Below are 20088 nucleotides of genomic sequence, written 5' to 3' on the forward strand. Positions count from 1 at the left end.
TGTCTGGTTCCTTCAAAACTGGCGACGCGGCTGCGCCTGCCGGTCGGATAAGGGGCAATGGCGGCAAAGCAAAGACGGTTCCTCTGCGCCACTTACGAGAACCGATATCACGTCTCCGGCGTGCGCCGGCGATCGACGATCCCGAACTCGTCCGCCTCGCGGGCGCGCCGCAGGGCTTCCTCGGCCTCGCTGGCCTCGCGCTGCATCGCCCACATTTCGGCGTAGAGCCCCGCATTTTCAAGCAGTTCGCGATGGGAACCGCGTTCGACGATCTCCCCGGCCTTCAGGACGATGATCTCGTCGCAGTCGATGATCGTCGACAGGCGGTGGGCGATCGTCAGCGTCGTGCGCTCCCGCGAGACGAGATCGAGCGCCGTCTGGATTTCCTGCTCGGTATGGGTGTCCAGCGCCGAGGTCGCCTCGTCCAGGACGAGGATCGGCGGCGCCTTCAGGATGGTCCGGGCGATGGCGACACGCTGCTTCTCGCCGCCCGACAGCTTCAGGCCGCGCTCGCCCACCATGGAGTTGAAGCCCTCCGGCAGTTCGCGGATGAAGCCGGCGATCTGCGCCAGTTCGGCCGCCCGCAGCACCTCTTCCTCTGTGGCCGTGATCCGGCCGTAGCGGATATTGTAGAGAACGGTGTCGTTGAACAGCACCGTATCCTGCGGGACGATGCCGATGGCGCCGCGCACCGACGCCTGCTGCACCTTGGCAATGTCCTGGCCGTCGATCAGGATGCGGCCGGACTTCACGTCGTAGAAGCGGAACAGCAGTCGCGAGATCGTCGACTTGCCGGCGCCCGACGGTCCGACGATCGCCACCGACTTGCCCGGCGGCACCTCGAAGGAAATGCCCTTCAGGATCTCGCGCGCCGGATCGTAGCCGAAGCGCACGTCCTCGAAGCGGATCGCGCCCTCGGTGACGGTCAGCGCCGGCGCGCCGGCCGGATCCTTCACCTCCGCATCGACCTCGAGCAGGCCGAACATCGCCTCGATGTCGGTGAGCCCCTGCCGGATTTCCCGATAAACGAAGCCGATGAAGTTCAGCGGCACCGAGAGCTGCATCAGCATGGCGTTGATGAAGACGAAGTCGCCCAGCGTCTGGGTGCCGGCCCGCACTTCCAGCGCCGACATCACCATGGCGATTGCCATGCCGACGCCGAAGATCACGCCCTGGCCGAAATTCAGCCAGCCGAGCGAGGTCCAGATACGGGTCGCGGCCGTCTCGTAGCGCGCCATCGAATGGTCGAAGCGCTCTGCCTCCATGCCCTCATTGCCGAAATATTTGACGGTCTCGAAGTTCAGCAGCGAGTCGATCGCCTTGGTGTTGGCGTCGGTGTCGGAATCGTTCATGTCGCGGCGGATCGCGATCCGCCAGTCGCTGGCCTTGATGGTGAACCAGCCATAGAGCCAGACCGTCGCCGCGATGACCGCGAGATAGGACAGGCCGTAGGCGAAGCCGAAGATGATCGCGACCAGCGCGAATTCCAGGATCGTCGGCAGCGTGTTGAGAATGGTGAAGCGGACGATCGCCTCGATGCCCTTGGTGCCGCGCTCGATGATCCGCGACAGGCCGCCGGTGCGCCGTTCCAGATGGAAGCGCAGGGACAGGCGGTGCATGTGCACGAAGGTGCGGTAAGCGAGCCGCCGCACGGCATGCTGGCCGACCCGCGCGAACAGGGCGTCGCGCAACTGGTTGAGCCCGACCGAGATAATCCGCGCGACATTGTAGGAGACGACGAGCGTGATCGCGCCGGTCAGCGCCAGCGGCAGCCATTCCGTCGCCGTATCCGCGCCGTCGAGGGCGTCGGTCGCCCATTTGTAGAAATACGGGACGAGGACGGTCAAAAGCTTGGCAAGGACGAGGAAGATCGTCGCATAGGCGACGCGCATCCGCAGGTCCGGGCGCTCCGACGGCCACATATAGGGCCACAGATTGGCCAGCGTCTCGAAGGTCCGGCCGCTATCGCCGGACACGCGTTTACCGGGGTCTGACGCCACGTCGATCCTTTCCAACGAAGCGGCGCGCCGGGCTGTCCCGCCGCGCCGTCGACGTCTGGTCTGTGTCCGCCCGCGTCTAGATCACCGCCCGGCCGAATACAACGACGCCGCGCATCTTGCGGCCTTGCGCCGCCCTGCGCGTCGCGGCGCGATCAGCCTTCACCTTCGCCCGTCGCCTCGATGGCACCGGCGTCGTCGCCTTCGCCGGCATCGCCGTCCGCCGGCGTCTCCGGCAGGCGGAAGACCTGCGCCGGATAGATCAGGTCCGGATCGCGGATCTGGTCGCCATTGGCAAGGTAGATGACCGTGTAGCGTTGGCCCTCACCATAGGTCCGCCGCGAAATCTCCCACAGCGTATCGCCCTTGCGGATGATCACGCGCCCATCCGCATTGGCGAGCGCCGGCTGCCGGTTGACCGGGACGTCGGCCTCATCGCCATCGGCCGCGGATCCGGTCAAGGGCTGGTCACCCGCGCTGCTACCCGCCGGATCAGTCCGTGGCCTCTGGGCGTCGGCCTGCTCCGGACTGGTGGCAACGACCGCACGCTCGGGAGCCTCGGACGCCACGACTGTCGACGAAGAACCACCGGACTCGCCCGTTGCGCCCGACGCGGCATCGGCGGCGGCGCCGGTTTCCTGACCAGTGGCGTCGCGCCCGGCCTCGCTGCTGTCGCCCGGCCCGCCCGCCGCGGGTTCGGCCAGAGCCGGCGCGGCTGCATCCGGCGTACCGGCAGCAGTCTCATTGGCGTCCGCAACCGTCACTCGACCGGATTTCTCGGTCCCGGCCTCGGGAGAGGTCTCGCTCGTATCCACCAGCCCGGCACTATCCGTCGCCCGGCTCGCATTCTCGGCATTCGCCATCGACGACGCGTCCGGTACGCTTGCCGACGAAGCCTCTTCATTGCTCCCGGCCGCGTTCGAAGCCGAACTGTCCTGCGACGCTTTCTCCTGCGGCGCGCGATCTTGCGCCGGCGCCACGGCCGCGGCGGTCGCGCCCTCGGGGCGCGTGAACGGCACCTCGGCGCGGGCCACGACGCGGCCGTCCGGCGAAATCTGGTCGGCGCGCACCAGATGCTCGCCGACGCTCATGCCGGTGTCGCCGGTGACCAGGAACCGATCGCCGAAGCCGGCCTCGTCCTCGGCCAGGAAGACATTGTCGACATAGACCCGCACCCGCGCCCCGCGCTCGGCGGCGCCGGCGATATAGACCTGCGAACCCTCGACCTCCACCGCCTCGACCCGCAGCAGCGGCACCGTGGACGGGCTCGACGGCACGGCGTCGGCACTCCTGTCGCGCGGCAGCATCACGGCGCCGCCCGGCTGCACCGGCGCATCGCTCGCCGTCACATCCGTTTCGTCCGACGTGCTGGCGGCACTGTCCGCGGAACCCTCCGCCGGGACCGCCACCGACGGGGTACCCTCCGCGGCCGTGTCCGCAGGTGCGGACGCGCCCTCTGCGGGCAGACGTGCAGCCGTCTCGCTCGGCGTGGGAGATGCGCTGGCCGCATCCGCCGGCTCAGGCTTCTCGGCCTCGGACGGCGACCCCGCCTCCGCCGGCAGAGCCGGCTGCGCTGCTTCAGAAGCCGCGCCAGGCGCTGCGGCATCACCACCGGCGGCCGGCATCTCGATGAGCCGGGTCGGCGCATTCGGCGCCTCGACCATCGCCAGCAGTTCGCCCGGGCGGTCGCGCGGCGGAACGCTGACGATCGCGGTTTCCTGCGAGCGCGTGACGCTACCGTCCGGTAACGTCGCGCGAATGGTGATCGCATGATCGCCCGGCGGGAGCGGAGCATCGAGCACCACCGCGAAATCGCCGCCGATCCCGGCCGTATCGCCGCCGAGCACCGTCTTGTCCGACATCAGCGCGATGCTGCTGTCGGCCGGCGCCCGCCCGGCAATGACGGTGGAACCATCGGGCTCGACCCGCAGCAGATCGAAGCGCGGCGCTTGGGAAGCTGCAGCAGCGTCGCCGTCGGCGCGCCCCTCGTCACGATCGCCGGCATTCGCGGCAGCGGCAGCGTCGACCGATTCGGCAGACGCAGGATTCTCAGCGTCGCCGGTCTCATTGGCGGCCGTCACCGGATCGCCGCTTGCCCCGTCCTCCGTACGACCGGCGCCAGGCGTCTCCGAAACATCGGCAACGTCCGCACCGGCTGTCGGGGTCGAGGCCGCGTCGCCATTCTGCGCCGAACCGCTCTCGCTCGCCCCTGCGACCGTTCGATTCTGGCCGTCGGATGCGGTGCCCTCAGGAGGCTCCGTTCCACCCGCATCGTCGCCAGCGCCCGTACTGCCAGCACCGGCCTCGCCCACATTCGCAGACGCATCCGCGACAGTCCCCGCAGCGCTCGCGTCCGAATCGCCGGCATCATCAATGGCCGACGGCGTGGAAGCTGCGTCGGTCGTGACATCCGAACCCGCGACCGCACCGGCTTCGGTGGAAACCGAGGGATCCTCGACAGATCCCTGATCCCCCTCGCCCGCAGTCGCGACCTCCGTCTGCGCCTGTGCCGTCTCCGGCTGTCGCTGCGCCTCGGTGTCTTGCCCAGCCTCTTCGTTCCCCGCGACGGCCGGCGCGACATCGGACGTTGCCGAAGCGGTCGCGTCTCCTTCGGTGACCGACGGTTCGTCCGCAACGTCTGCACCGGGCGACGCAGTCCCTGCATCCGCTTCGGAATCGGTCGCGGCCATTTCCGTCGAATCGTCCGGGACTGGCCCGGCATCCGCCGTCTCGCTGCCAGCGTCCTTACCGGCGACCCCATCCGTCACCTCGGCCGGATCGCCGCGTTGCGCCACCCGCAGCTTTTCACTGCTCAGCATGTCCCAGTAGCCGGCGACGATCGCCGCCAGGAGCACGAGACAGACGAGGACGATTCCGAAAGCTTTTTTCTGCATGATCACACCATTGCCGCCGCCCCGATCGCACGGCCGCTGAACCCCGGGGACAACTCCCTGTGATCTTTAGCGAAGCCCCGACCCGGTCACAAGCGAACCGCGCTGCGGTTCGTCTGCGCAGCCCGGTGCGAAGGCACGCCACCACACGTCGCCCATGTCCGAGAACGAACGAAATTGGCGAAGACGGCGATTCCCCACGAGTTTTCTCGTCCACGCCCTTGCAAGCACGTGCCACGACGGGTAATCCGCGCAACTGGAGAGGTGGCCGAGTGGTCGAAGGCGCTCCCCTGCTAAGGGAGTATACGGGAGACCGTATCGAGGGTTCGAATCCCTTCCTCTCCGCCAGAATATGGGCTTTCGCCCTCCCCCTACATCTACGGCTCAGAACGGCTCGCCCCGGAACATTCCGAGAAAATCCACCTTGTTGCGGGGGAAAATCGGGGGACGGTGTTGTCGGTGCGTTCTCCGTCCACGATTATCGTCCGATGTGGAAAAGCCAATGACCCAAAGCGCACTCACGATCATCCTGACGATGATGCTCTCGCCCGCCCTCGCCGGCACCATCCCGGTTTGCTCGGGCGGCGACCGGGCGGCGCGCAAGCTGACCTGCATCGTCGATGGTGACACCGGATGGGAGCGCGGCGTGAAGTGGCGCGCCCTGAACGTCGACACCCCGGAGATCAGCCAGCCGGAATGCGCCGCTGAAAAGCGGCTCGGGCTCCAGGCTCGGGATCGCCTGCGGCAGTTGATGGCCGGCGGGTATCGGATCGAGTGGACCGGTGGGCGCGGTCGCTACGGGCGCGAGCTTGCCAACGTCATCCTGTCCGATGGACGCGACGCCGGGCAGGTGCTCATCGAGGAAGGGCTTTCGCAGCCATGGCCGAATGAGGGGAATCGGTGGTGCCGGTAGAGCCGTCACCCGACCCCCATACGATCGACACCCTCGGCAAACTCGCCGACGCCGGCATGGGGCTCGCCTGGGCCTGCAATCACTGTCACCGGACGCTTGGCCTGACGCTAGATGAGGCGAGCCGCAGATGGGGGCGAAACCAGGTGTTCGTGCAGTGGAAGCCGCGGATCATCTGTGGCAGCTGTCACAGCCGGGACATCAGCATGCGGGTTCGCGCCAAGGTGCCGGGGCGCTGAAACGACAAATGACCCGGCCACCCAGGAAGGGCGGCCGGGCGGAGTATGACGACGAGAAAATTGGAGTGATCGTCGCGGAGGCGCAGTTGCTGGGCGTAGTGACAGCGCTGAGCCTCAGTGATTTGAAGCCGACGCGAAGGAAATCGGAACGCAATATCGCGTTAACCACTCCAGTTGACGGATTAGAAAACAAGATTCCCTTACGAATACGGAATATCGAACCGACAGTAGCTGTTGGAGGCATGATGCCGCTTCGCTATTCCGGCTGATCCGGACAGTCCCTTCTTCATGTATAAGCGTTTTGGGACACCAGCATGACCTCCACAAACACAAATACGTCTGCCATGACTGCGTTGCAGAGCTTGGCATCAATCAACAGCAATCTCGACCAGACCCAGAACCGCATCTCGACCGGCTACCGTGTGGGTGCCGCCTCAGACAATGCGGCCTACTGGTCAATCGCCACCACCATGCGCTCCGACAACAAGGCGCTCGGCGCAGTCGAGGACGCACTCGGCCTGGGTCAGGCGAAGGTCGACACGGCCTATACCGGCATGAAGGCCGCAATCGACGTCGTCGACGAGATCAAGTCCAAGCTCGTCGCTGCGAAAGAACCCGGCGTCGACAAGACCAAGATCCAGGCGGAAATCACCGAACTGCAGGGTCAACTGACGTCGATCGCGACATCCGCCTCCTTCTCGGGCGAGAACTGGCTGTCGGTCGATTCCACGGCACCCGCCAACGCGACCAAGTCGGTCGTTGCGTCCTTCAACCGCGCCGCCGACGGAACGGTCTCGGTCGGCACTATCCAGATCGACACCTCGAAGACCAAGCTGTTCGACGCGGCGGTGGAAGTGGGTGCGACAGGTACCGGCATTCTCGACGGCCGATACAACGCCGTCGGCGGTTATAACCAAGTAGATCAGACGTCGTCGGATCCACTTAGTTTTACCGTCGCGACCCTCGACATCTCGGCTCTAACGGATTCGATCACTGATGGGTTTACATTGGACGCCTACATCGTTGGCGTCGATGACGCCCTTCAGCGGATGACGACGGCCGCGTCTAACCTCGGCGCTGCCAAAAGCCGCATGGATATTCAGTCGGAGTTCGTCTCGAACCTGCGCGACTCTATTGAGAAAGGCGTGGGCACGCTGGTGGACGCGGACATGACCGAGGAATCGACCCGGCTAAAGGCACTCCAGACGCAGCAGCAGCTGGGTGTGCAGGCACTGTCGATTGCCAACTCGTCCTCGCAGTCGCTGATGTCACTGTTCCGTTAAGACACGGCACTCCGACCCTGATACAGATGGGTCCGACCGCAAGGCCGGACCCATCTGCGTACGGCCCTCAGTTTGCGCGATCGTTTCCATCAGCGACGTCGACTCATCTCGTGGCGGAGCTCCTGCACCTCCTCCTTCAACGCCAGCACTGCCCGCGACGATTCCCGAATGGCCTCGGTCTGGGCTTTCGTTGCAACGCACTGCTCGGTGATGGCGATAGCCTGTCCGGTCACCTCCCCAGACAGTTGCCGCACGGCTGCGCTATCGACGAGCGCGCCGGCCACCTCGACAGTGTGACCATCGTTCTCCTGCGAACGGGACGGAGCGCGAAGCCCCCTGCGAATTCCGAAATAGCCCAGAAGGCCGGTGACGAGAATGAGGATGCCATTGGCCGCCTTCTCGAAGTCGATCACGCTCCAGTCCATGCACTACTCGCCCCGGATGTCTTTGCCGATGTCGGAGCCCGACCGGACGAGGTTCGCGAGCTCCATGGCGCAGAACGTCCCATAGGCGACGACCGCGGACGGGGCGCCCTGGCCGGTGAGCCATGCGATGAGAAAGCCGAGCGTGAACTGCGACCAGAACACGATGCCGGCGAGCGACGCCCCAAACCGCAGATGCGGCGAGAAGCGAAAACCCTTGAAAGTCCCGTTTACCGTCAGCGCCGCCAGTCGAACGACGCCGCAGGCGAGAACGATCAGGCCCCACGTCGCCTCCTCCGCCCATCGTCCGAGCAGATCGAATGACGGCGACACGGCGAACATATCGGGTGACGCCTTGAACGCGGCCGCCATGCCGAAGGTCGGCAGCATCATCACCCACTCGGTGAAGCGGATCGGGAAGTGATCCGCAATCCCTCGGTAGACGCGGAACACGATCATCGCGGCACCCAGAGCGACCACCGGACACAACCGCGCCCGTCCCGCCACGAGACTTCCATCCGCCCCTGCCGATCCAGCCGGATGGCAGGCACGGTTCCGGCGCGGTCACAGTCGAGGTCGGCCAGGCGTAGCGGCTGCCGGGGCGTCGGCGCCGCATGGGCCGGCGTGAACAGCCACAGCACCGCGGCGGCGACCAGAGCGACCCCGACCGCCCATGCCGTCCAGCGCCACGCGCTCACGGCTTCGCCCTGTCCATCTGCCGCTGGATATGGGGCACGACGAGATCGGCGATCTTGCTGTCGGAAAGCCCCAGCTGCCGCACCGTGTCAGGCACGGACGCCTTCACGTAGGCGATCGCCGCGCCGGTGGCGTCCGAGGTCACCGCCGGGATGATGGGCGCACCCCCTGCCCGCGCGATGGCGGTCAGCGCCGCATTCTCCAGCGCCGACTGCAGGAGCTTCGCCCGGGCCTCGTCCTTGATGACGTTGTTCGCCTTCAGCCAGGCGATGGCTGCCGGAATGGCGATCGTCGTCAGTACCGTGGCGAGCAGCGGCAGGACGACGGCGAGCGTGATGTCGATGGCATTTTCCATTGAGGTTCTCCAGTCAGGGATCAGAGGCGAGCGGCTTGGACATGCATCCAGTCGAAGTCCCGGGCGCGGCCGAGCGACATCCAGCCTTCGTCCTCCCAGCACTTCCAGAAAGGCAGCGCGTCCGCTTGAGAGAGACGGGGCCGCGGTGCCTTCCATTTCAGCTGATTGCGGATCGGATCGAAGTCGATGGCGATGCCCCATGAGTGCATCGAATAGGCGGACCCGCCGCGCATCCGACGCACGTTGAGCGAGCCCCCGAACAGGTGGAGCCCCAGGTCTTCGCGCTCGCGGGTGGAGTAGAGGCCGGCGAGCCGCTGGAACACGCGCTCAGCTGACGCCGCGACCTTCTCATGCATGGTGATCCGGCGGATGCGGACGCTCTTGTCCCACGCCAGAACCATGTCGAACGGGATCTCGACCCGGGTCTGCCGGGTGCCGACGGCGCCGTAGAAGCTCGTCACGTCCCGCTGGCGCGGCCATGTGTTCTTTACCGCGCCCGGTGTCTCGTCCGGCTCCGCATTCCGGTCGGGGATGTCGGCCATCGTCGACGGCGATACAGCCGATGCGGAGGCCCGGAGCGCCTTCACCACCTTCGGGTCGGCCATGCCGTCAATAGTCAGGCCATGTGCCCGCTCGAAGGCTTTGAGGGCAGCCAGCGTGACGGGCCCAATGATGCCGTCGATCACCCCGCACGAAAATCCGTGGGCGGTCAGCCGGCTCTGCAGCCACTTCTCAAAAGTCATGGTGGATCTCCGATGCGGGCACGAAAAAGCCCGCCGCGGCTGGACCGGGCGGGCGAAGGGAAGCGGTATGGGTCAGTGAATTGCCAGAATTTGCGATTTCAGCATGCGTGCCTTACGCAGGCCAACATACCTGACAGATAGATCGGCCAGCTTTGTTCACCCTCGCAGTTCTCTACCTTCTCGTTCCGGCGGCCATCGTTCTGCTGGCCTTCAGCAGTTGGCCGATGGTGCTCTTGTCGCTACTAGGGTTAGCCGCTGCGGCATACGCTTATCGCCAACAAGAAAACCTCAGTGGCGACGAAGCTCCCAATCTGAGCTACTACTGGCCGTTGATGATAGTAGCGGCTGGAGCAGTATGGCTTTCGGGGGTCCTGCCGCCATTTCAGCCGAACGGCGATTGGACCAAGCACTACGCGCTTTTCAACACGTTGCGAGATAATGCTTGGCCGCCAACGATCGATATTGGGCAAGGCCCGGCGACGCTGCGTTATTCTCTTGGCTGGTACGTGATGCCTGCGCTCGCCGCGAAGATATTGGGCAAGAGCTTCACAGGCCTTGCCATATTCGCGTGGACAGGTCTGGGCTTGTTCATCGTCTTGCGCTTAGCGTTCAGAGACTTACAGCGACCATCACAATTGTTCTCCGCTGGATTGATTTTCATTTGCTTCAGCGGTGCTGACGTTTTGGGGATGTGGATCACGGGCTACGAGCCGGGCCATTGGCAACATCTGGAATGGTGGGCCGGGTTCGCGTCTCTTCCGTCGAACGTCACCAGTGTGTTCTGGACCCCCCAACACGCGATCCCGGCGTGGATTGGTGCAATGTTATTCCTACGCTACCCCGAGCGCGCTTTGGCGTTTGGAGGACCCTTGGCCGCTGCAATTCTTTTATGGTCCCCTTTCGCGGCGATCGGAATGGCCCCTGTCGCGCTATGGGCGATGTGGCACTCTGGCTGGCGTCATGCCCTCACGACCGCAAACTACGTCGCTGGCCCCGCACTCGTCATTCCCGCAATACTGTACTTGGGCGAGGGGACTGGCGATATTCCAGTAGGACTTTCCATTGGCTACCCGGGTTTTTCTTGGCCCGTATGGGGTTGGTTTGTTTTTTTGGAGATCGCGGCAATCGGCGCGGCCATCTCTATTTCGAGACCCTCCACAACCCCTCTGCTGCTAATCTGCGGGGGGTTCGTGATCGCGCTTACCCTTACGAGGGTCGGTGCCTTCAACGACCTGACGATGCGCGGGTGCTTGCCCGCAATCGGGATTTTTGCGGCCCTCGCCGCCGGAACGCTCATCCAAACCGGCTACCGGCGCACGCTTATGGTCGCATGCTTCGTCGCTGGGCTCCCCACCGCGGGGGGCGAGATCATGCGAGGTCTGGTCACGCCACCCTTTGCCGACCCTTACGACCTCACGCTCCAAGATGTCCTACTCGGACAGGAGACACTCGCTACGCAATATCTGGTGCCTCTCCGGTAGGCTGTCGGCGCAGTTCATCCGGGCCAGCCGGCATCAATATCAATTGCTTCGAGATCGGTCTCGTCGGCAGCCTCCCTGATCGCGTCCTTCAACGCCCATGCCCTTGCCATGACGGCACCGCGCCACTGGCCCATCGCCACCATCGCGCTCGAAACCACATTGGCCGAGGCATCGAAGGTGTCGTCGTTGGCGTCACGGATGGCGATCGGTGCCGAACCATGTCCGGCAGCGATGGCGCTGTCGGCGATGCCTTTGAGGCCGAGCCAGTTGATGGCGTCCAGTTCGGTGCGCTGATCGAGTGTTCGGCTCCCGGCGGAGCCGCCGAAATTGTGCCGGTAGCCGCTGGCGATTGTGGCGTCGCGCTTAGCGTTGACGGCACTTGATGCCGAATCTTTCAGAGCCTTAAGACCGGGACCTGACGGCGCCAATACCGCACCGCCACGTAGCACCCAACCGGCCTCAGCAATAAGTGGAACTTCGATTAGCGCTGCAAAGACGTCCGGGTGAAGGCTCTCCTGCAGTGTGAACCCTTCCGGGGGCTTAGGGAACTCGCTGATTACATCATCAACGACAAGAGCTTTCTTCATCGGTCAATACTCCAAAACGAGCTGGCCGGGACCGCCGGCGCCGCCCGTAGCTGCACCGCCGCCATTGCCTCCTATACCCGGCAATCCGCCATTGATGCCTGTCCCGCTGCCGCTGGCTGGCAGATTGCATGCACCCTGTCCGTACGATCCTCCGCCAGTACCTCCGACAAGCGAACTGCTGACAATCGAACCGCCACTGCCAGTACCTCCAGGCCAGTTAATTAGGCCACCTGTTGCGGGCGCTGTACCGGCCCCGCCACCAGTGGGTGAAGTAGTCGCACCGCTGCCGCCATTGCCTCCAGGGGCCGTAGCAAAGGTGCTGAATGACGTCACACCGCCTGCGCCGCCGGCCACACCACCTTGACCGCCCGATCCACCGGCTCCGACTACGACAGCGTAGGAAACGCCCGGTACGACAGGATAAACCCCAATAAAGACTGCCCCGCCCGATCCGCCACCACCCGCACCGGATCCGGTTGATGATCCACCGCCGCCACCGCCTCCGCCGCATCCTGTTGCTTTGACACTGGTGACGTTAGGTGGGCACACCCATGATGTTGAACCCGGCCCAAAAACCGTGATCAGACCAAGCGTCCTAGCGGGCTGCTGCCAGATCGACCCGTCGAACCAGATGACGACGAAGTCCGTTCCAGAAATATAGTTTGCCTGCAGCCCCGTAGCCGGATCGGCGAACACCCAATTATCGCCGGTCCAGATGGCGATCTGGTCGTCATGCCCACTCCACGCGCCCGTTCCGGTCGTCTTGACGATGTATCGATCACCATCCGTGGGCGAGCCCGGAGGCGCCGATTGCCAGCCGTTGACGGGAATGTCGGTGCGGCCGTTTCCGAGAGACAGAGCATTGATCGCCTGCTGCAGATCCTGGAACAGGCGATTGTGCAGTTCCCGCAGCCCGGTGGCACCGCACTCGAATCCCTGATCCTGCTCGGAGACTGTCGGATTGCGCAGGTTTTCACTGTTCTCCGCCCATACGATTGGGAACGGTAGCTCATATGCCATGAGGCACCTCGTCAGTTGGCATGATGTCGGGAGGCGCCGTCAGGCGCAGACGAAGGGATCAACGCGGGTCGGGCAGAAGTAGCCCGCGTCTTCGCAGTAGCCGGCCCAGCCGGCGCCGTAGCCGAATATGAGCCCGTCACCGTCGTGGACATAGGTTGTGATGCCCGACGCAAACGGCAGGACGCGGAAGGCGAGTGGAAGCTCCCGGGTTTCCGCATCGGTCAGGGCTCGGCCGGGCGCTACACACGCCCTCGCCTGCTCCATATTTACGGCATAGGCATCCTCGCCCCAGATATGCCGGGCCGCCGCCTGCAGGTCATCGATGCTGTATCGCTGCAGAGCCTGGTAACGCCGCGCCTTGACGTATCCGCGGTAGACCTCGTCGTCGTTCAGGCAGAGATCGCCGGACCCGGCCGCATAACAGCCGTAGAAGACCGCATCCTCGCAGTAGCCGACGATCGTCAGGTTGGGGTTGGCTGGCTCGCAGGGATAGCCGAACAACGGCGGGATGACGCAGACGCAGTGGCAACGCGGCCAGCCGAGGCGGGCTCCGATGAGGGTCAGCTGGTCGCCGACTGCCGTGTCGATGTCGAAGAAAGACGGAATGCTGTCAATCTCGGCCGCGACGTCCGCGATCTGCCCGACGTCATACCGGACGATACCGAGGAGGTTTGAGCTTTCCCTGTATTGCGTCAGGACGCGGTCAGTTGCCGCCTCTACGAAGTCATCACGGTTCAAGGACATTGATCGTCACGTTCGCCAGGGTGATGAGCGGGATCTCATTGAAGGTGAAGGCCAGCGGCAGGGAGACGGGAGTGCCGTCGTTCTTCGCGCCGCGCACAGCGACGACCTCGACATTCGGCTTGGTGCAGAGCGCCTGGGCGATGGTGTGCCGGGTCAAGGTCACGCCGTTGCGCGGCCGGGCGGCACCGGTCAGGTTCAGCACCAACTCCTCGGCGATCGCCTGCGTCGGGTCGGGCGGACAACCGCCGGCATCGGCCCACTTGTAGATGTCCACCTCGAGCGTGGTCGGGATTTCAGCGGGGCGCTCGATGTATATGGTCCGGCAGAAGCCATCGATCTCGGTCTCGACGCGGGTGTTTCCGAACGCCGTGATCCCCGGCACGATGTACCGTCGGGCCACCAGTGCGATTTCCTCGTCAACTCCGCCGAGGGCAACGACAGCGACCGAATGGGCATCGAGGCCATTGTCGTCCACCACGGTCCCGTCGTTGGTGTAGACCTTCGCCCATGAGACGCCGGTCACACCGATGATGGCGCGATAGAAGTCCGCGTCTCGAGTGTTGGCCACGCCGGCATTGGTGATGGCTTGCGCCAGGTCGGCATCGGTCTCGCCAGGCTGGCGGGTGATCAGCCGGAGCGCAGCCAAGCGTTCCAGCGGGATGCCTTCGGACTGGTTCGGGTCGTAGGACTGGTAGGCCGCGAGCGCGACCTCCCACAGCACCCGTTCCCGTTCGGCCCGCAGCCCGTTCAACTGTCCCATCGGCGACTGTGGCGTCTGGACGAGGCCGGGCCCGAGGATGGCGATGTTCTCCTGCTCGATCTGGTCGAGGATTTCCGCCAGCGTCGGGAGGATGAAGCCGGTCGGCTGAACACCTGTCGCCATTACACGGTCACCTCTTCATCGTATTCGGTTGCGAGCGTGGCGCGGGTGACGTTGAGCCCGCGGAGGGTGCGGTTGAACGAGAGCGAGAAGGCCTCGATCGCCGTCACGCCGTCGGTCTCGATCAGCTCTTTCTTGATGACGCTCTCCGACAGCGCCGGATCGAACTGCCGGCCCATGATCTGGTCCAGCCAGGGCACGCCGCAGGTCGTGTCCAGGTACCATTCTGCGAGATGCGTCATCACCCTTTGACGCGCGTGCTGGCCGATGGCCTCGGCGTCCGTCACCATGTCGAGGTTGCCGTCGGCGGTCAGTGCGATGTCGTGGATGCCGTTCTCGTTCGGGCGCAGCGCGAGGCCGATGCGGGAGACCGTCATAGCGCCATCGCCCTCACCTTGGCCGCGAGATCCATCAGCGCCGCGCGGTTCTGCAGCGCGTGTCCGGTGCCGGCTGACGAGCCGTAGGCGATCGCCAGTTGATCGGAAGCGACGAGCTCCATGAAGGTCGCGAGGATGTCGTAGAGGTTGCCCTCGCTGCCCTCGATCTTGAACTTGCCGTCGGCCGAGCCGCGCAAACCGAACGATCCATCCTCGCTGAACCGGATGTGGGTGTTCGCAGGGTCGAAGTTCTGGATCGGGCTCGAGATGCTGTCGCCGCCGACGACCGTGGCCGTCATGTCCGACAGGTTGAACGACCGCTCGGACGCCGCATCGTAGGCGCCGCCATCGACGTCATAGCTCGTGCTGTCACGCATCTTCGGGGTGAGCCGGACGCGGTCCCCGACTTTCACCGGATGCGTGATGGCGCCCGATCCTGCCCGCGGGAACTCGATCGGCACTTCCTGCAGGTCTGCCACCTGAGTGGGAACACCCGCGAGGTTCTTGCGATAGAATGGCCTCACGGTGGCGGTCTGCTTGGCCGGGTCAAAGGCGACGATCTCGCCGTCCATCGGTCCCCATTGGTCCTCGCGGTCGTTCCTGATGCGCGTATCGATCAGATCTTCCAGCAGCGTATTGGTCTTTGAGACGTAGCCAAATCCGCTCATCGCTTCAGCTTCTCCTTCGCCACGCCCTCGTCGACCTTGCCGCCCGCCACGCGCTCGCCGTGGATCGACACCTTGAAGTCGCCGTTCCGGTTGTTGCCCTGGAAGTCGCAGGAGCCGACGCGGTACATCCCGCCTTCGGCATTCATCTCCAGCGTCTCGCTCTCGATCTGCACCCGGCGGCCGGGCCTGATCTGCGGGTTGAGGAAGGCATCAGCCTTCACTCCGTTGTCGGTGATGGACGGCACGCCGATGAGGCCGGTCGATGGCGTCAGGAGCGCGATACCGCCGAGGTAGCCATCGCCGGGCACCACCTCGAACGTCTCGTTCTGGATCGACCAGTGCAGCTTGTTGCTGCGGCCGATCCTGTCCATCTCTCGTGAGCAATCCCCGCAGGCCGAATAGGGGCGCTTGAACGCCGGGAGACCGTCCAGCCCCTTCACCTCGCCGCGGGCAATGCCTTCCTTTTCGAACTGCGCCTGCAGCTCGTCCACGACCTCGCCGACCTTTGTCCCGGCCGGGAAGGTCTTGTTGATCGTCGCCCGGCGGATCGCGGCGTCCCCATCGCCGCACTGGACGGTGCTGATGATGTCGTCGCCGTCGCGCTTGTGCTCGACGTCCCGAAGGTTGCCCGCGAAGATCACGCCGACGTTCGATCCGCCCGAAGGCGGGATGTAGCCGGCCTCCAAGATGATCCCGTCGAACTCCTTGCCCATCGCGTTCCGTGTGCCTTCGGCGAGGTTCCAGATATCGATCAGTGCGGTGTTCGCGGTCGAGGACAGGCTCTTGGATATCGCGAACTGGACCTGGATCTGCTCATCCGTCTCGTCGCCCGGGTTGATCGTGTGCACGACCTTGCCGTTCTTGCGGAGATAGATGCGGACCTTCCTGAGATAGAACTCGGCCATCAGCCCCTCGCCGCAATGGCCGTTGCGATATCCACGTCGGTGAAGTGGTAGAGCCGCACGACGCCGTTCGGCAGTTCGTTCCGGCCGGGAACCGCAGTGCCGCCCTCCTGCGCCGTCGCGGCCACCAGATGCCCGAGCCCGAAGTTGAACGCGGCCAGAAGATCGACCCCCAGCACGATCCGGCGCCCATGCAGCACCGGTTCGTCATCGAGGGACAGATCCAGCGACCAGCGATCCGAGAACGGCGCATAGCGCAGCCGGAACGTCGCCCGCCGGTTCATAAGCACGACCGAGAACTCCTGGTCTGCCGCGTCGATCACTGGAAGCTCGATCATTGGGTGAGCCCATAGATGATGGATGAGCCCCGGCCGCTATCGGCAGGGACCGGAGTGGTGCGCGCGTCGCCGCGGTTGACCGTGCCCGATGCCCGATCGACCGTTGCCGGCCCGGATGCTCGGGAAGCCGCAGGCGTGGCCGCACGGCGCGATTTCGCCCCGCCGGGGTTCTTGCCCCCACCGGAAGATGCTTCGCTGCCCCTGCGCCCGCTCTCGCCAATGGCGGATGCATCGCCGGGCACTGAGGCCGACGAGAGGATCAGCACCTTCTGGAACTCGACCTTGCCGCGGAACACCCGGCTGAACTGCGAGGTCCGCTCCGGGGCAATGCGCTTGATCAGCAGATCGGTGTGGACATCGAAGCCGGAGACGACCGTGAACGGAATGCGCGCCGCCTGCCATGCCTTCAGCGCCTGCCAGGTCACTGCTGCATTGTCCGTGACGACGTTCCAGGTCAGCCGCTCCGGTTCCATGTGGGCATGGTCTGTACAAACAGCGCCATTTTCGAGCGGGATCTCCGTGATCGACAGAACGCTTTCCGGCTGCTCGGATTCCACGACCGCGATCGGCACCGGCCCGATGGCTCGGGAGAAGAGGATCGCGCTCATGGGGCTGCTGCCGATTGTGCGACCTGGGGACGGGACCGGACGGCGCCCGATGCCCCGCCGGCTGCTGCCTGCAGGTTCCGAAGACGCGTCTCGGCCCGGTCAGCGTTCGCCATCCACTGCGAAATATCGAGATTGGCGACTGCGTTGACGCCACGGGACAGGTCAGCCTGGATCGCCAGAGCCTGATTGGCCGGCGCAAGGAACTGCGACAGATCGAGCGCCACCTTCATGATGGCCTCCTCGGTCAGCCCGTATTCCGCCTTCATGCCTTCAACGGTCTGAGCGCCAGATCGAATGAGATCGACCATGCCCGTGGAGCCGCCAGACGATGAAGGAGCGCGAGTGGTCTGGCCCGTGGTCGCGACCTTGCCGGCGCCGGGGTTGGCCTGCGCCGTCCCGCCCGCGCCCGGCAGCATCGCGTCGAGCGAAGCCAGCGTGGCCTTCAGGCTCTCGATGGCCGACTTGATGGATTCGATCGGCGACGACAGCGCGGTCAGCACCGACGCCACGTTTTCCATCGCGGCGGACAGGTTGTTGACGCCCGTCGTCATCAGGTCGATGGCGTACTGGCCGGGATCGGTCACCAGTTGCTCAAAGCTCTTGAGCGTCCGGTCGATCATCTCGGCCGGGCGCGCAAGGATGCCCTCCATCTGCACGCCGAGATCCGGCATGTCTGGCAGGGTCAGGGCTTCTGCAATGCGGTCGCGCACCGAGCCGAGGCTGTCCGCGAAGCCGGTCGCCGCGGTCTGCAGCGCCGTGAACTTCTCCTTCAGCCCGTCGAGCGCCTGCTGGCCTGCCTCCGTGGATCCGACGAGGCTGTTGTCGCCGTTCAGGCCGGAGATGATGTCGTCCATCGCCAGCGCGGCCGCAACGAACGGCACCCGGCGAGCTACCGCCATGAGGATGCCGCGGCCCATGGCCGACGATGCGAGGAGCCCGGCGCCGAGACCAGCGGCGGACATGCCCTTGGAAAGCCCGGTGACGCGGGACGTGAGGTCGAGAACACCGTCAGCAGCATGGAAGAATGCCGCGCCGACGCGCCATGCCTGGGTCGCGAGATGCGTGGTGGTGTTCAAGGCCGCGATCAGGCCGCGAGAGATGCCGCCTGCGACGTCAGCGACCATGCCGCTTTCAAATGCCGTGTTCACGAAGTCCAGCGTGCCCTGCAGCCGGCGCTTGATGTCGTCGTAGTAGCCGGCGTCACCGATCTCGCGGAGGAATTCCGTCCAGCTATCGGACAGGTTCGACGTCATGCCGACCCAGGTCTTCGACTGCTCGTCCATCGCGCCGTTGAACCGGCCGAAGATGCCCATCAGGGCCTTCTGGATCTGAACGGCGTCCTTCTTGACCGTCTTGGTGAGGACCTTCCCGTTCTCGGTCCAGGTGTAGGTGATGTTCTCGCCTTCGGCACTGGCGCGGACGCCGAATTCCTTCAGGCGCTCGTTCTCGCCGGTCACCGCATCCGCGATGGCCTCGACGCCCGACATGAGCGACTTGCCCATGGCCGATGCCGCATCGCCGACCGTCCGAAGTGAGCCGTCCATCGGATCGATGCCGTAGGACTTCAGACGGACGAAGGCTTCCGTGACCTGTCCAGCCTCGTAGGGCGTGGTGCGGCCGAACTCGGTGATCCAGTCCATCGACCGGCGGGCTTCTTCTGCCGACCCGGTGATGGTCTTGAGCGTGGCTTCGTAGGTTTCAAACTGCGCGTTGACCGTGGCGATCGAACTGACGAATTCGCCGACCTGCCGGCCAATCGCGAGACCGCCAAGTGCTCCAATCGCGGCCCCGCCGAGCGCCACCAGCGTCTTCGAGAAGCTACGCGCCTTTCGCTCGGCGCCGTCCAAGCCCTGATTGAACTTCCGGAGCTCGCCCTCGCCGCGGACGTCGAACCCGAGGATGGCGACTAGTTCGTCAACGATCATGCGTTGATCCTTCGGACGCGGACGCCGATATTCGGGCGATGAATCGAGGAGGATGACCGATGCGGAGCCTGATCACCGCGGCTGCGATGCTGCTTTCGACCGCTGCCCATGCCGATTGGAAAGACGCCGCACTGGAAGAGATCCGTGCGGAGCCGAAGGTCGTTGAGGCGATGTTTCAGAACGGCGGCCGCACGCTGTGGGTGTCCATGCAAGATGATGGCTCGTCCAGAGACGGCTACGCCAACTATCTCTGCCTGGTCATGTCAGATGCAGGCTTGCCCGCCGGGGATCGTGTGCGGATCCGCATCTGGGATGCCGCAGTCATGCGGGACGAACTGCGCCAGATCGGCGAAGGCTCATGCGAGAGCGGCAGCTAGTCCTTCTCCATCGCCCGTTGCTGCATCGCGCCCTTGAGGTCCAGCGCCTCGTGCATGTCGATCAGATCGGTCAGCGTCACCCACTGATTGAGGTCGCCGGGCGTGCACAGCGGCGGCTCGGAAATCACCGGCCGCCACAAGAACAGGTTCAGGTTCGGCGCGATCTTGCCAATCTCGGCTTCACTCAGGGTTTTGCCGGAAGCTTTCGCGCTCCATTCGCCGTGAGTGCGGTAAAAAAATCACCGAACTGCTCCTGAAGCACGAAGCCGACGACCGGGAGAATGCCCTGCAGGTTGCCGGTGAAGTCCTGATCCATGATGACCCGGCGATACCGCCCGCCTTCCTGCACCTCGGCGAGTTGGACGATGTCCTCGATGAGGTTGCCGAACGCTTCCGGGTCGATACTCTCGGAGATGTCCCGCAGCGCCTGTAGGCCCGCCTCCATCGCAATGCGGTCGGCCTCGGCCTTCTGAGCGTCAGTCGCCGTCTTCGGGTCGACGCGGGAGGCGAAGGCCTTGACCATCGCAGGCATCGCCGGGCCCAGCACCTTCGTCAGACGGGCCTGGAGAACCAGCGCGCGCTTGGCGAGGATCGGCGTCACCGAGTAGAGGACGCCGTCGATCTTCTTTTCAGCCACGGGTCACC

General features: G+C 64.9%; 23 protein-coding genes and 1 tRNA gene. 6 read left to right on the forward strand and 18 right to left on the reverse strand.

Going from position 1 to position 20088, the window contains the following annotated elements; all coding sequences use genetic code 11:
• Nucleotides 1–107 precede the first annotated feature (107 nt).
• Both J3367_RS15765 and J3367_RS15770 read right to left on the reverse strand, forming a co-directional pair.
• A complete protein-coding gene (locus J3367_RS15765; protein ID WP_228241137.1) occupies nucleotides 108–1922 on the reverse strand; it encodes an ABCB family ABC transporter ATP-binding protein/permease in 1815 nt (604 codons plus the stop codon).
• Nucleotides 1923–2152: 230 nt separating this feature from the next.
• A complete protein-coding gene (locus J3367_RS15770; RefSeq protein WP_421461581.1) occupies nucleotides 2153–4852 on the reverse strand; it encodes a LysM peptidoglycan-binding domain-containing protein in 2700 nt (899 codons plus the stop codon).
• 294 nt (nucleotides 4853–5146) lie between these two features.
• Here J3367_RS15770 and J3367_RS15775 point away from each other — a divergent pair.
• From J3367_RS15775 to J3367_RS15790, 4 genes are all read left to right on the forward strand, one after another.
• Nucleotides 5147–5236: transfer RNA gene (locus tag J3367_RS15775), tRNA-Ser, on the forward strand.
• 154 nt (nucleotides 5237–5390) lie between these two features.
• Entirely contained in the window at nucleotides 5391–5801 is a 411-nt protein-coding gene (locus J3367_RS15780) for a thermonuclease family protein (protein ID WP_421461583.1), read from the forward strand.
• 127 nt (nucleotides 5802–5928) lie between these two features.
• On the forward strand, nucleotides 5929–6306 hold the full coding sequence (locus J3367_RS15785; protein ID WP_421461585.1) for a hypothetical protein: 378 nt from the start codon (nucleotides 5929–5931) through the stop codon (nucleotides 6304–6306).
• A gap of 45 nt (nucleotides 6307–6351) precedes the next feature.
• Nucleotides 6352–7320, forward strand: coding sequence for a flagellin (locus J3367_RS15790; RefSeq protein ID WP_421461586.1), 969 nt, complete (start codon nucleotides 6352–6354; stop codon nucleotides 7318–7320).
• An 89-nt stretch (nucleotides 7321–7409) separates the two neighbouring features.
• Here the strand turns inward: J3367_RS15790 and J3367_RS15795 are convergent, their stop codons facing one another.
• From J3367_RS15795 to J3367_RS15810, 4 genes are all read right to left on the reverse strand, one after another.
• Complete coding sequence (locus J3367_RS15795; protein WP_421461588.1) at nucleotides 7410–7745, reverse strand: hypothetical protein; 336 nt, start codon at nucleotides 7743–7745, stop codon at nucleotides 7410–7412.
• Nucleotides 7746–7748: 3 nt separating this feature from the next.
• Entirely contained in the window at nucleotides 7749–8201 is a 453-nt protein-coding gene (locus J3367_RS15800; RefSeq protein ID WP_421461590.1) for a hypothetical protein, read from the reverse strand.
• Nucleotides 8202–8436: 235 nt separating this feature from the next.
• Nucleotides 8437–8793: a hypothetical protein gene (locus J3367_RS15805; protein ID WP_421461592.1), complete on the reverse strand. Its 357-nt coding sequence runs from the start codon at nucleotides 8791–8793 to the stop codon at nucleotides 8437–8439.
• Between the two features lie 20 nt (nucleotides 8794–8813).
• Complete coding sequence (locus tag J3367_RS15810) at nucleotides 8814–9536, reverse strand: peptidoglycan-binding protein (RefSeq protein WP_421461594.1); 723 nt, start codon at nucleotides 9534–9536, stop codon at nucleotides 8814–8816.
• A gap of 152 nt (nucleotides 9537–9688) precedes the next feature.
• On the opposite strand from J3367_RS15810, the gene J3367_RS15815 reads away from it, so the two are divergent.
• On the forward strand, nucleotides 9689–11017 hold the full coding sequence (locus tag J3367_RS15815; protein ID WP_421461595.1) for a hypothetical protein: 1329 nt from the start codon (nucleotides 9689–9691) through the stop codon (nucleotides 11015–11017).
• Between the two features lie 14 nt (nucleotides 11018–11031).
• On the opposite strand, the gene J3367_RS15820 is transcribed toward J3367_RS15815, so the two are convergent.
• Genes J3367_RS15820 through J3367_RS15865 form a run of 10 tightly spaced genes read right to left on the reverse strand, consistent with a single transcriptional unit; the run spans nucleotide 11032 to nucleotide 19066 of the window.
• A complete protein-coding gene (locus J3367_RS15820; RefSeq protein WP_421461597.1) occupies nucleotides 11032–11604 on the reverse strand; it encodes a hypothetical protein in 573 nt (190 codons plus the stop codon).
• A 3-nt stretch (nucleotides 11605–11607) separates the two neighbouring features.
• Complete coding sequence (locus tag J3367_RS15825) at nucleotides 11608–12624, reverse strand: DUF2793 domain-containing protein (RefSeq protein WP_421461598.1); 1017 nt, start codon at nucleotides 12622–12624, stop codon at nucleotides 11608–11610.
• A 39-nt stretch (nucleotides 12625–12663) separates the two neighbouring features.
• Nucleotides 12664–13362 carry a DUF2612 domain-containing protein gene (locus tag J3367_RS15830; RefSeq protein ID WP_421461600.1) on the reverse strand — a complete coding sequence of 233 codons (699 nt, stop codon included), beginning with the start codon at nucleotides 13360–13362 and terminating at the stop codon, nucleotides 12664–12666.
• Nucleotides 13352–14251, reverse strand: a complete 900-nt coding sequence (locus J3367_RS15835) for a hypothetical protein (protein ID WP_421461602.1) — start codon at nucleotides 14249–14251, stop codon at nucleotides 13352–13354. The genes J3367_RS15830 and J3367_RS15835 overlap by 11 nt, the downstream gene beginning before the upstream one ends.
• On the reverse strand, nucleotides 14251–14625 hold the full coding sequence (locus tag J3367_RS15840) for a hypothetical protein (RefSeq protein WP_421461603.1): 375 nt from the start codon (nucleotides 14623–14625) through the stop codon (nucleotides 14251–14253). The genes J3367_RS15835 and J3367_RS15840 overlap by 1 nt, the downstream gene beginning before the upstream one ends.
• Nucleotides 14622–15293, reverse strand: coding sequence for a Gp138 family membrane-puncturing spike protein (locus J3367_RS15845; RefSeq protein ID WP_421461605.1), 672 nt, complete (start codon nucleotides 15291–15293; stop codon nucleotides 14622–14624). Before J3367_RS15845 ends, J3367_RS15840 begins: the two co-directional genes overlap by 4 nt.
• Nucleotides 15290–16198 carry a phage protein gene (locus J3367_RS15850; RefSeq protein ID WP_421461607.1) on the reverse strand — a complete coding sequence of 303 codons (909 nt, stop codon included), beginning with the start codon at nucleotides 16196–16198 and terminating at the stop codon, nucleotides 15290–15292. The genes J3367_RS15845 and J3367_RS15850 overlap by 4 nt, the downstream gene beginning before the upstream one ends.
• Nucleotides 16198–16533 carry a phage baseplate plug family protein gene (locus J3367_RS15855; RefSeq protein WP_421461609.1) on the reverse strand — a complete coding sequence of 112 codons (336 nt, stop codon included), beginning with the start codon at nucleotides 16531–16533 and terminating at the stop codon, nucleotides 16198–16200. Before J3367_RS15855 ends, J3367_RS15850 begins: the two co-directional genes overlap by 1 nt.
• Complete coding sequence (locus J3367_RS15860) at nucleotides 16530–17141, reverse strand: phage baseplate protein (protein ID WP_421461610.1); 612 nt, start codon at nucleotides 17139–17141, stop codon at nucleotides 16530–16532. Before J3367_RS15860 ends, J3367_RS15855 begins: the two co-directional genes overlap by 4 nt.
• The gene (locus J3367_RS15865; protein WP_421461612.1) at nucleotides 17138–19066 is read right to left on the reverse strand and encodes a tape measure protein; all 1929 of its coding nucleotides are present in this window, start codon (nucleotides 19064–19066) and stop codon (nucleotides 17138–17140) included. Before J3367_RS15865 ends, J3367_RS15860 begins: the two co-directional genes overlap by 4 nt.
• A gap of 59 nt (nucleotides 19067–19125) precedes the next feature.
• Here J3367_RS15865 and J3367_RS15870 point away from each other — a divergent pair, with 59 nt between their 5' ends.
• Nucleotides 19126–19443, forward strand: coding sequence for a hypothetical protein (locus tag J3367_RS15870; protein WP_421461613.1), 318 nt, complete (start codon nucleotides 19126–19128; stop codon nucleotides 19441–19443).
• Here J3367_RS15870 and J3367_RS15875 read toward each other — a convergent pair.
• On the reverse strand, nucleotides 19440–19583 hold the full coding sequence (locus J3367_RS15875) for a hypothetical protein (protein WP_421461614.1): 144 nt from the start codon (nucleotides 19581–19583) through the stop codon (nucleotides 19440–19442). The genes J3367_RS15870 and J3367_RS15875 overlap by 4 nt on opposite strands.
• Nucleotides 19584–19627: 44 nt before the next feature.
• A complete protein-coding gene (locus tag J3367_RS15880; RefSeq protein WP_421461616.1) occupies nucleotides 19628–20080 on the reverse strand; it encodes a phage tail assembly chaperone in 453 nt (150 codons plus the stop codon).
• Nucleotides 20081–20088 lie beyond the last annotated feature (8 nt).

Origin of the sequence: Aurantimonas sp. NFXS3, assembly GCF_049132005.1 — a bacterium.
Classification (GTDB): Bacteria; Pseudomonadota; Alphaproteobacteria; order Rhizobiales; family Rhizobiaceae; genus Aurantimonas; species Aurantimonas coralicida.

What these genes read in the sequence shown, in the direction of transcription:
- J3367_RS15765 (WP_228241137.1), bottom strand. Translation starts at nt 1,922, where the DNA reads ATGTGGCCGTCGGAGCGCCCGGACCTGCGGATGCGCGTCGCCTATGCG.
- J3367_RS15780 (WP_421461583.1), top strand. Translation starts at nt 5,391, where the DNA reads ATGACCCAAAGCGCACTCACGATCATCCTGACGATGATGCTCTCGCCC.
- J3367_RS15785 (WP_421461585.1), top strand. Translation starts at nt 5,929, where the DNA reads ATGGGGGCGAAACCAGGTGTTCGTGCAGTGGAAGCCGCGGATCATCTG.
- J3367_RS15790 (WP_421461586.1), top strand. Translation starts at nt 6,352, where the DNA reads ATGACCTCCACAAACACAAATACGTCTGCCATGACTGCGTTGCAGAGC.
- J3367_RS15795 (WP_421461588.1), bottom strand. Translation starts at nt 7,745, where the DNA reads ATGGACTGGAGCGTGATCGACTTCGAGAAGGCGGCCAATGGCATCCTC.
- J3367_RS15800 (WP_421461590.1), bottom strand. Translation starts at nt 8,201, where the DNA reads ATGATCGTGTTCCGCGTCTACCGAGGGATTGCGGATCACTTCCCGATC.
- J3367_RS15805 (WP_421461592.1), bottom strand. Translation starts at nt 8,793, where the DNA reads ATGGAAAATGCCATCGACATCACGCTCGCCGTCGTCCTGCCGCTGCTC.
- J3367_RS15810 (WP_421461594.1), bottom strand. Translation starts at nt 9,536, where the DNA reads ATGACTTTTGAGAAGTGGCTGCAGAGCCGGCTGACCGCCCACGGATTT.
- J3367_RS15820 (WP_421461597.1), bottom strand. Translation starts at nt 11,604, where the DNA reads ATGAAGAAAGCTCTTGTCGTTGATGATGTAATCAGCGAGTTCCCTAAG.
- J3367_RS15825 (WP_421461598.1), bottom strand. Translation starts at nt 12,624, where the DNA reads ATGGCATATGAGCTACCGTTCCCAATCGTATGGGCGGAGAACAGTGAA.
- J3367_RS15835 (WP_421461602.1), bottom strand. Translation starts at nt 14,251, where the DNA reads ATGGCGACAGGTGTTCAGCCGACCGGCTTCATCCTCCCGACGCTGGCG.
- J3367_RS15840 (WP_421461603.1), bottom strand. Translation starts at nt 14,625, where the DNA reads ATGACGGTCTCCCGCATCGGCCTCGCGCTGCGCCCGAACGAGAACGGC.
- J3367_RS15845 (WP_421461605.1), bottom strand. Translation starts at nt 15,293, where the DNA reads ATGAGCGGATTTGGCTACGTCTCAAAGACCAATACGCTGCTGGAAGAT.
- J3367_RS15850 (WP_421461607.1), bottom strand. Translation starts at nt 16,198, where the DNA reads ATGGCCGAGTTCTATCTCAGGAAGGTCCGCATCTATCTCCGCAAGAAC.
- J3367_RS15855 (WP_421461609.1), bottom strand. Translation starts at nt 16,533, where the DNA reads ATGATCGAGCTTCCAGTGATCGACGCGGCAGACCAGGAGTTCTCGGTC.
- J3367_RS15860 (WP_421461610.1), bottom strand. Translation starts at nt 17,141, where the DNA reads ATGAGCGCGATCCTCTTCTCCCGAGCCATCGGGCCGGTGCCGATCGCG.
- J3367_RS15865 (WP_421461612.1), bottom strand. Translation starts at nt 19,066, where the DNA reads ATGATCGTTGACGAACTAGTCGCCATCCTCGGGTTCGACGTCCGCGGC.
- J3367_RS15870 (WP_421461613.1), top strand. Translation starts at nt 19,126, where the DNA reads ATGCGGAGCCTGATCACCGCGGCTGCGATGCTGCTTTCGACCGCTGCC.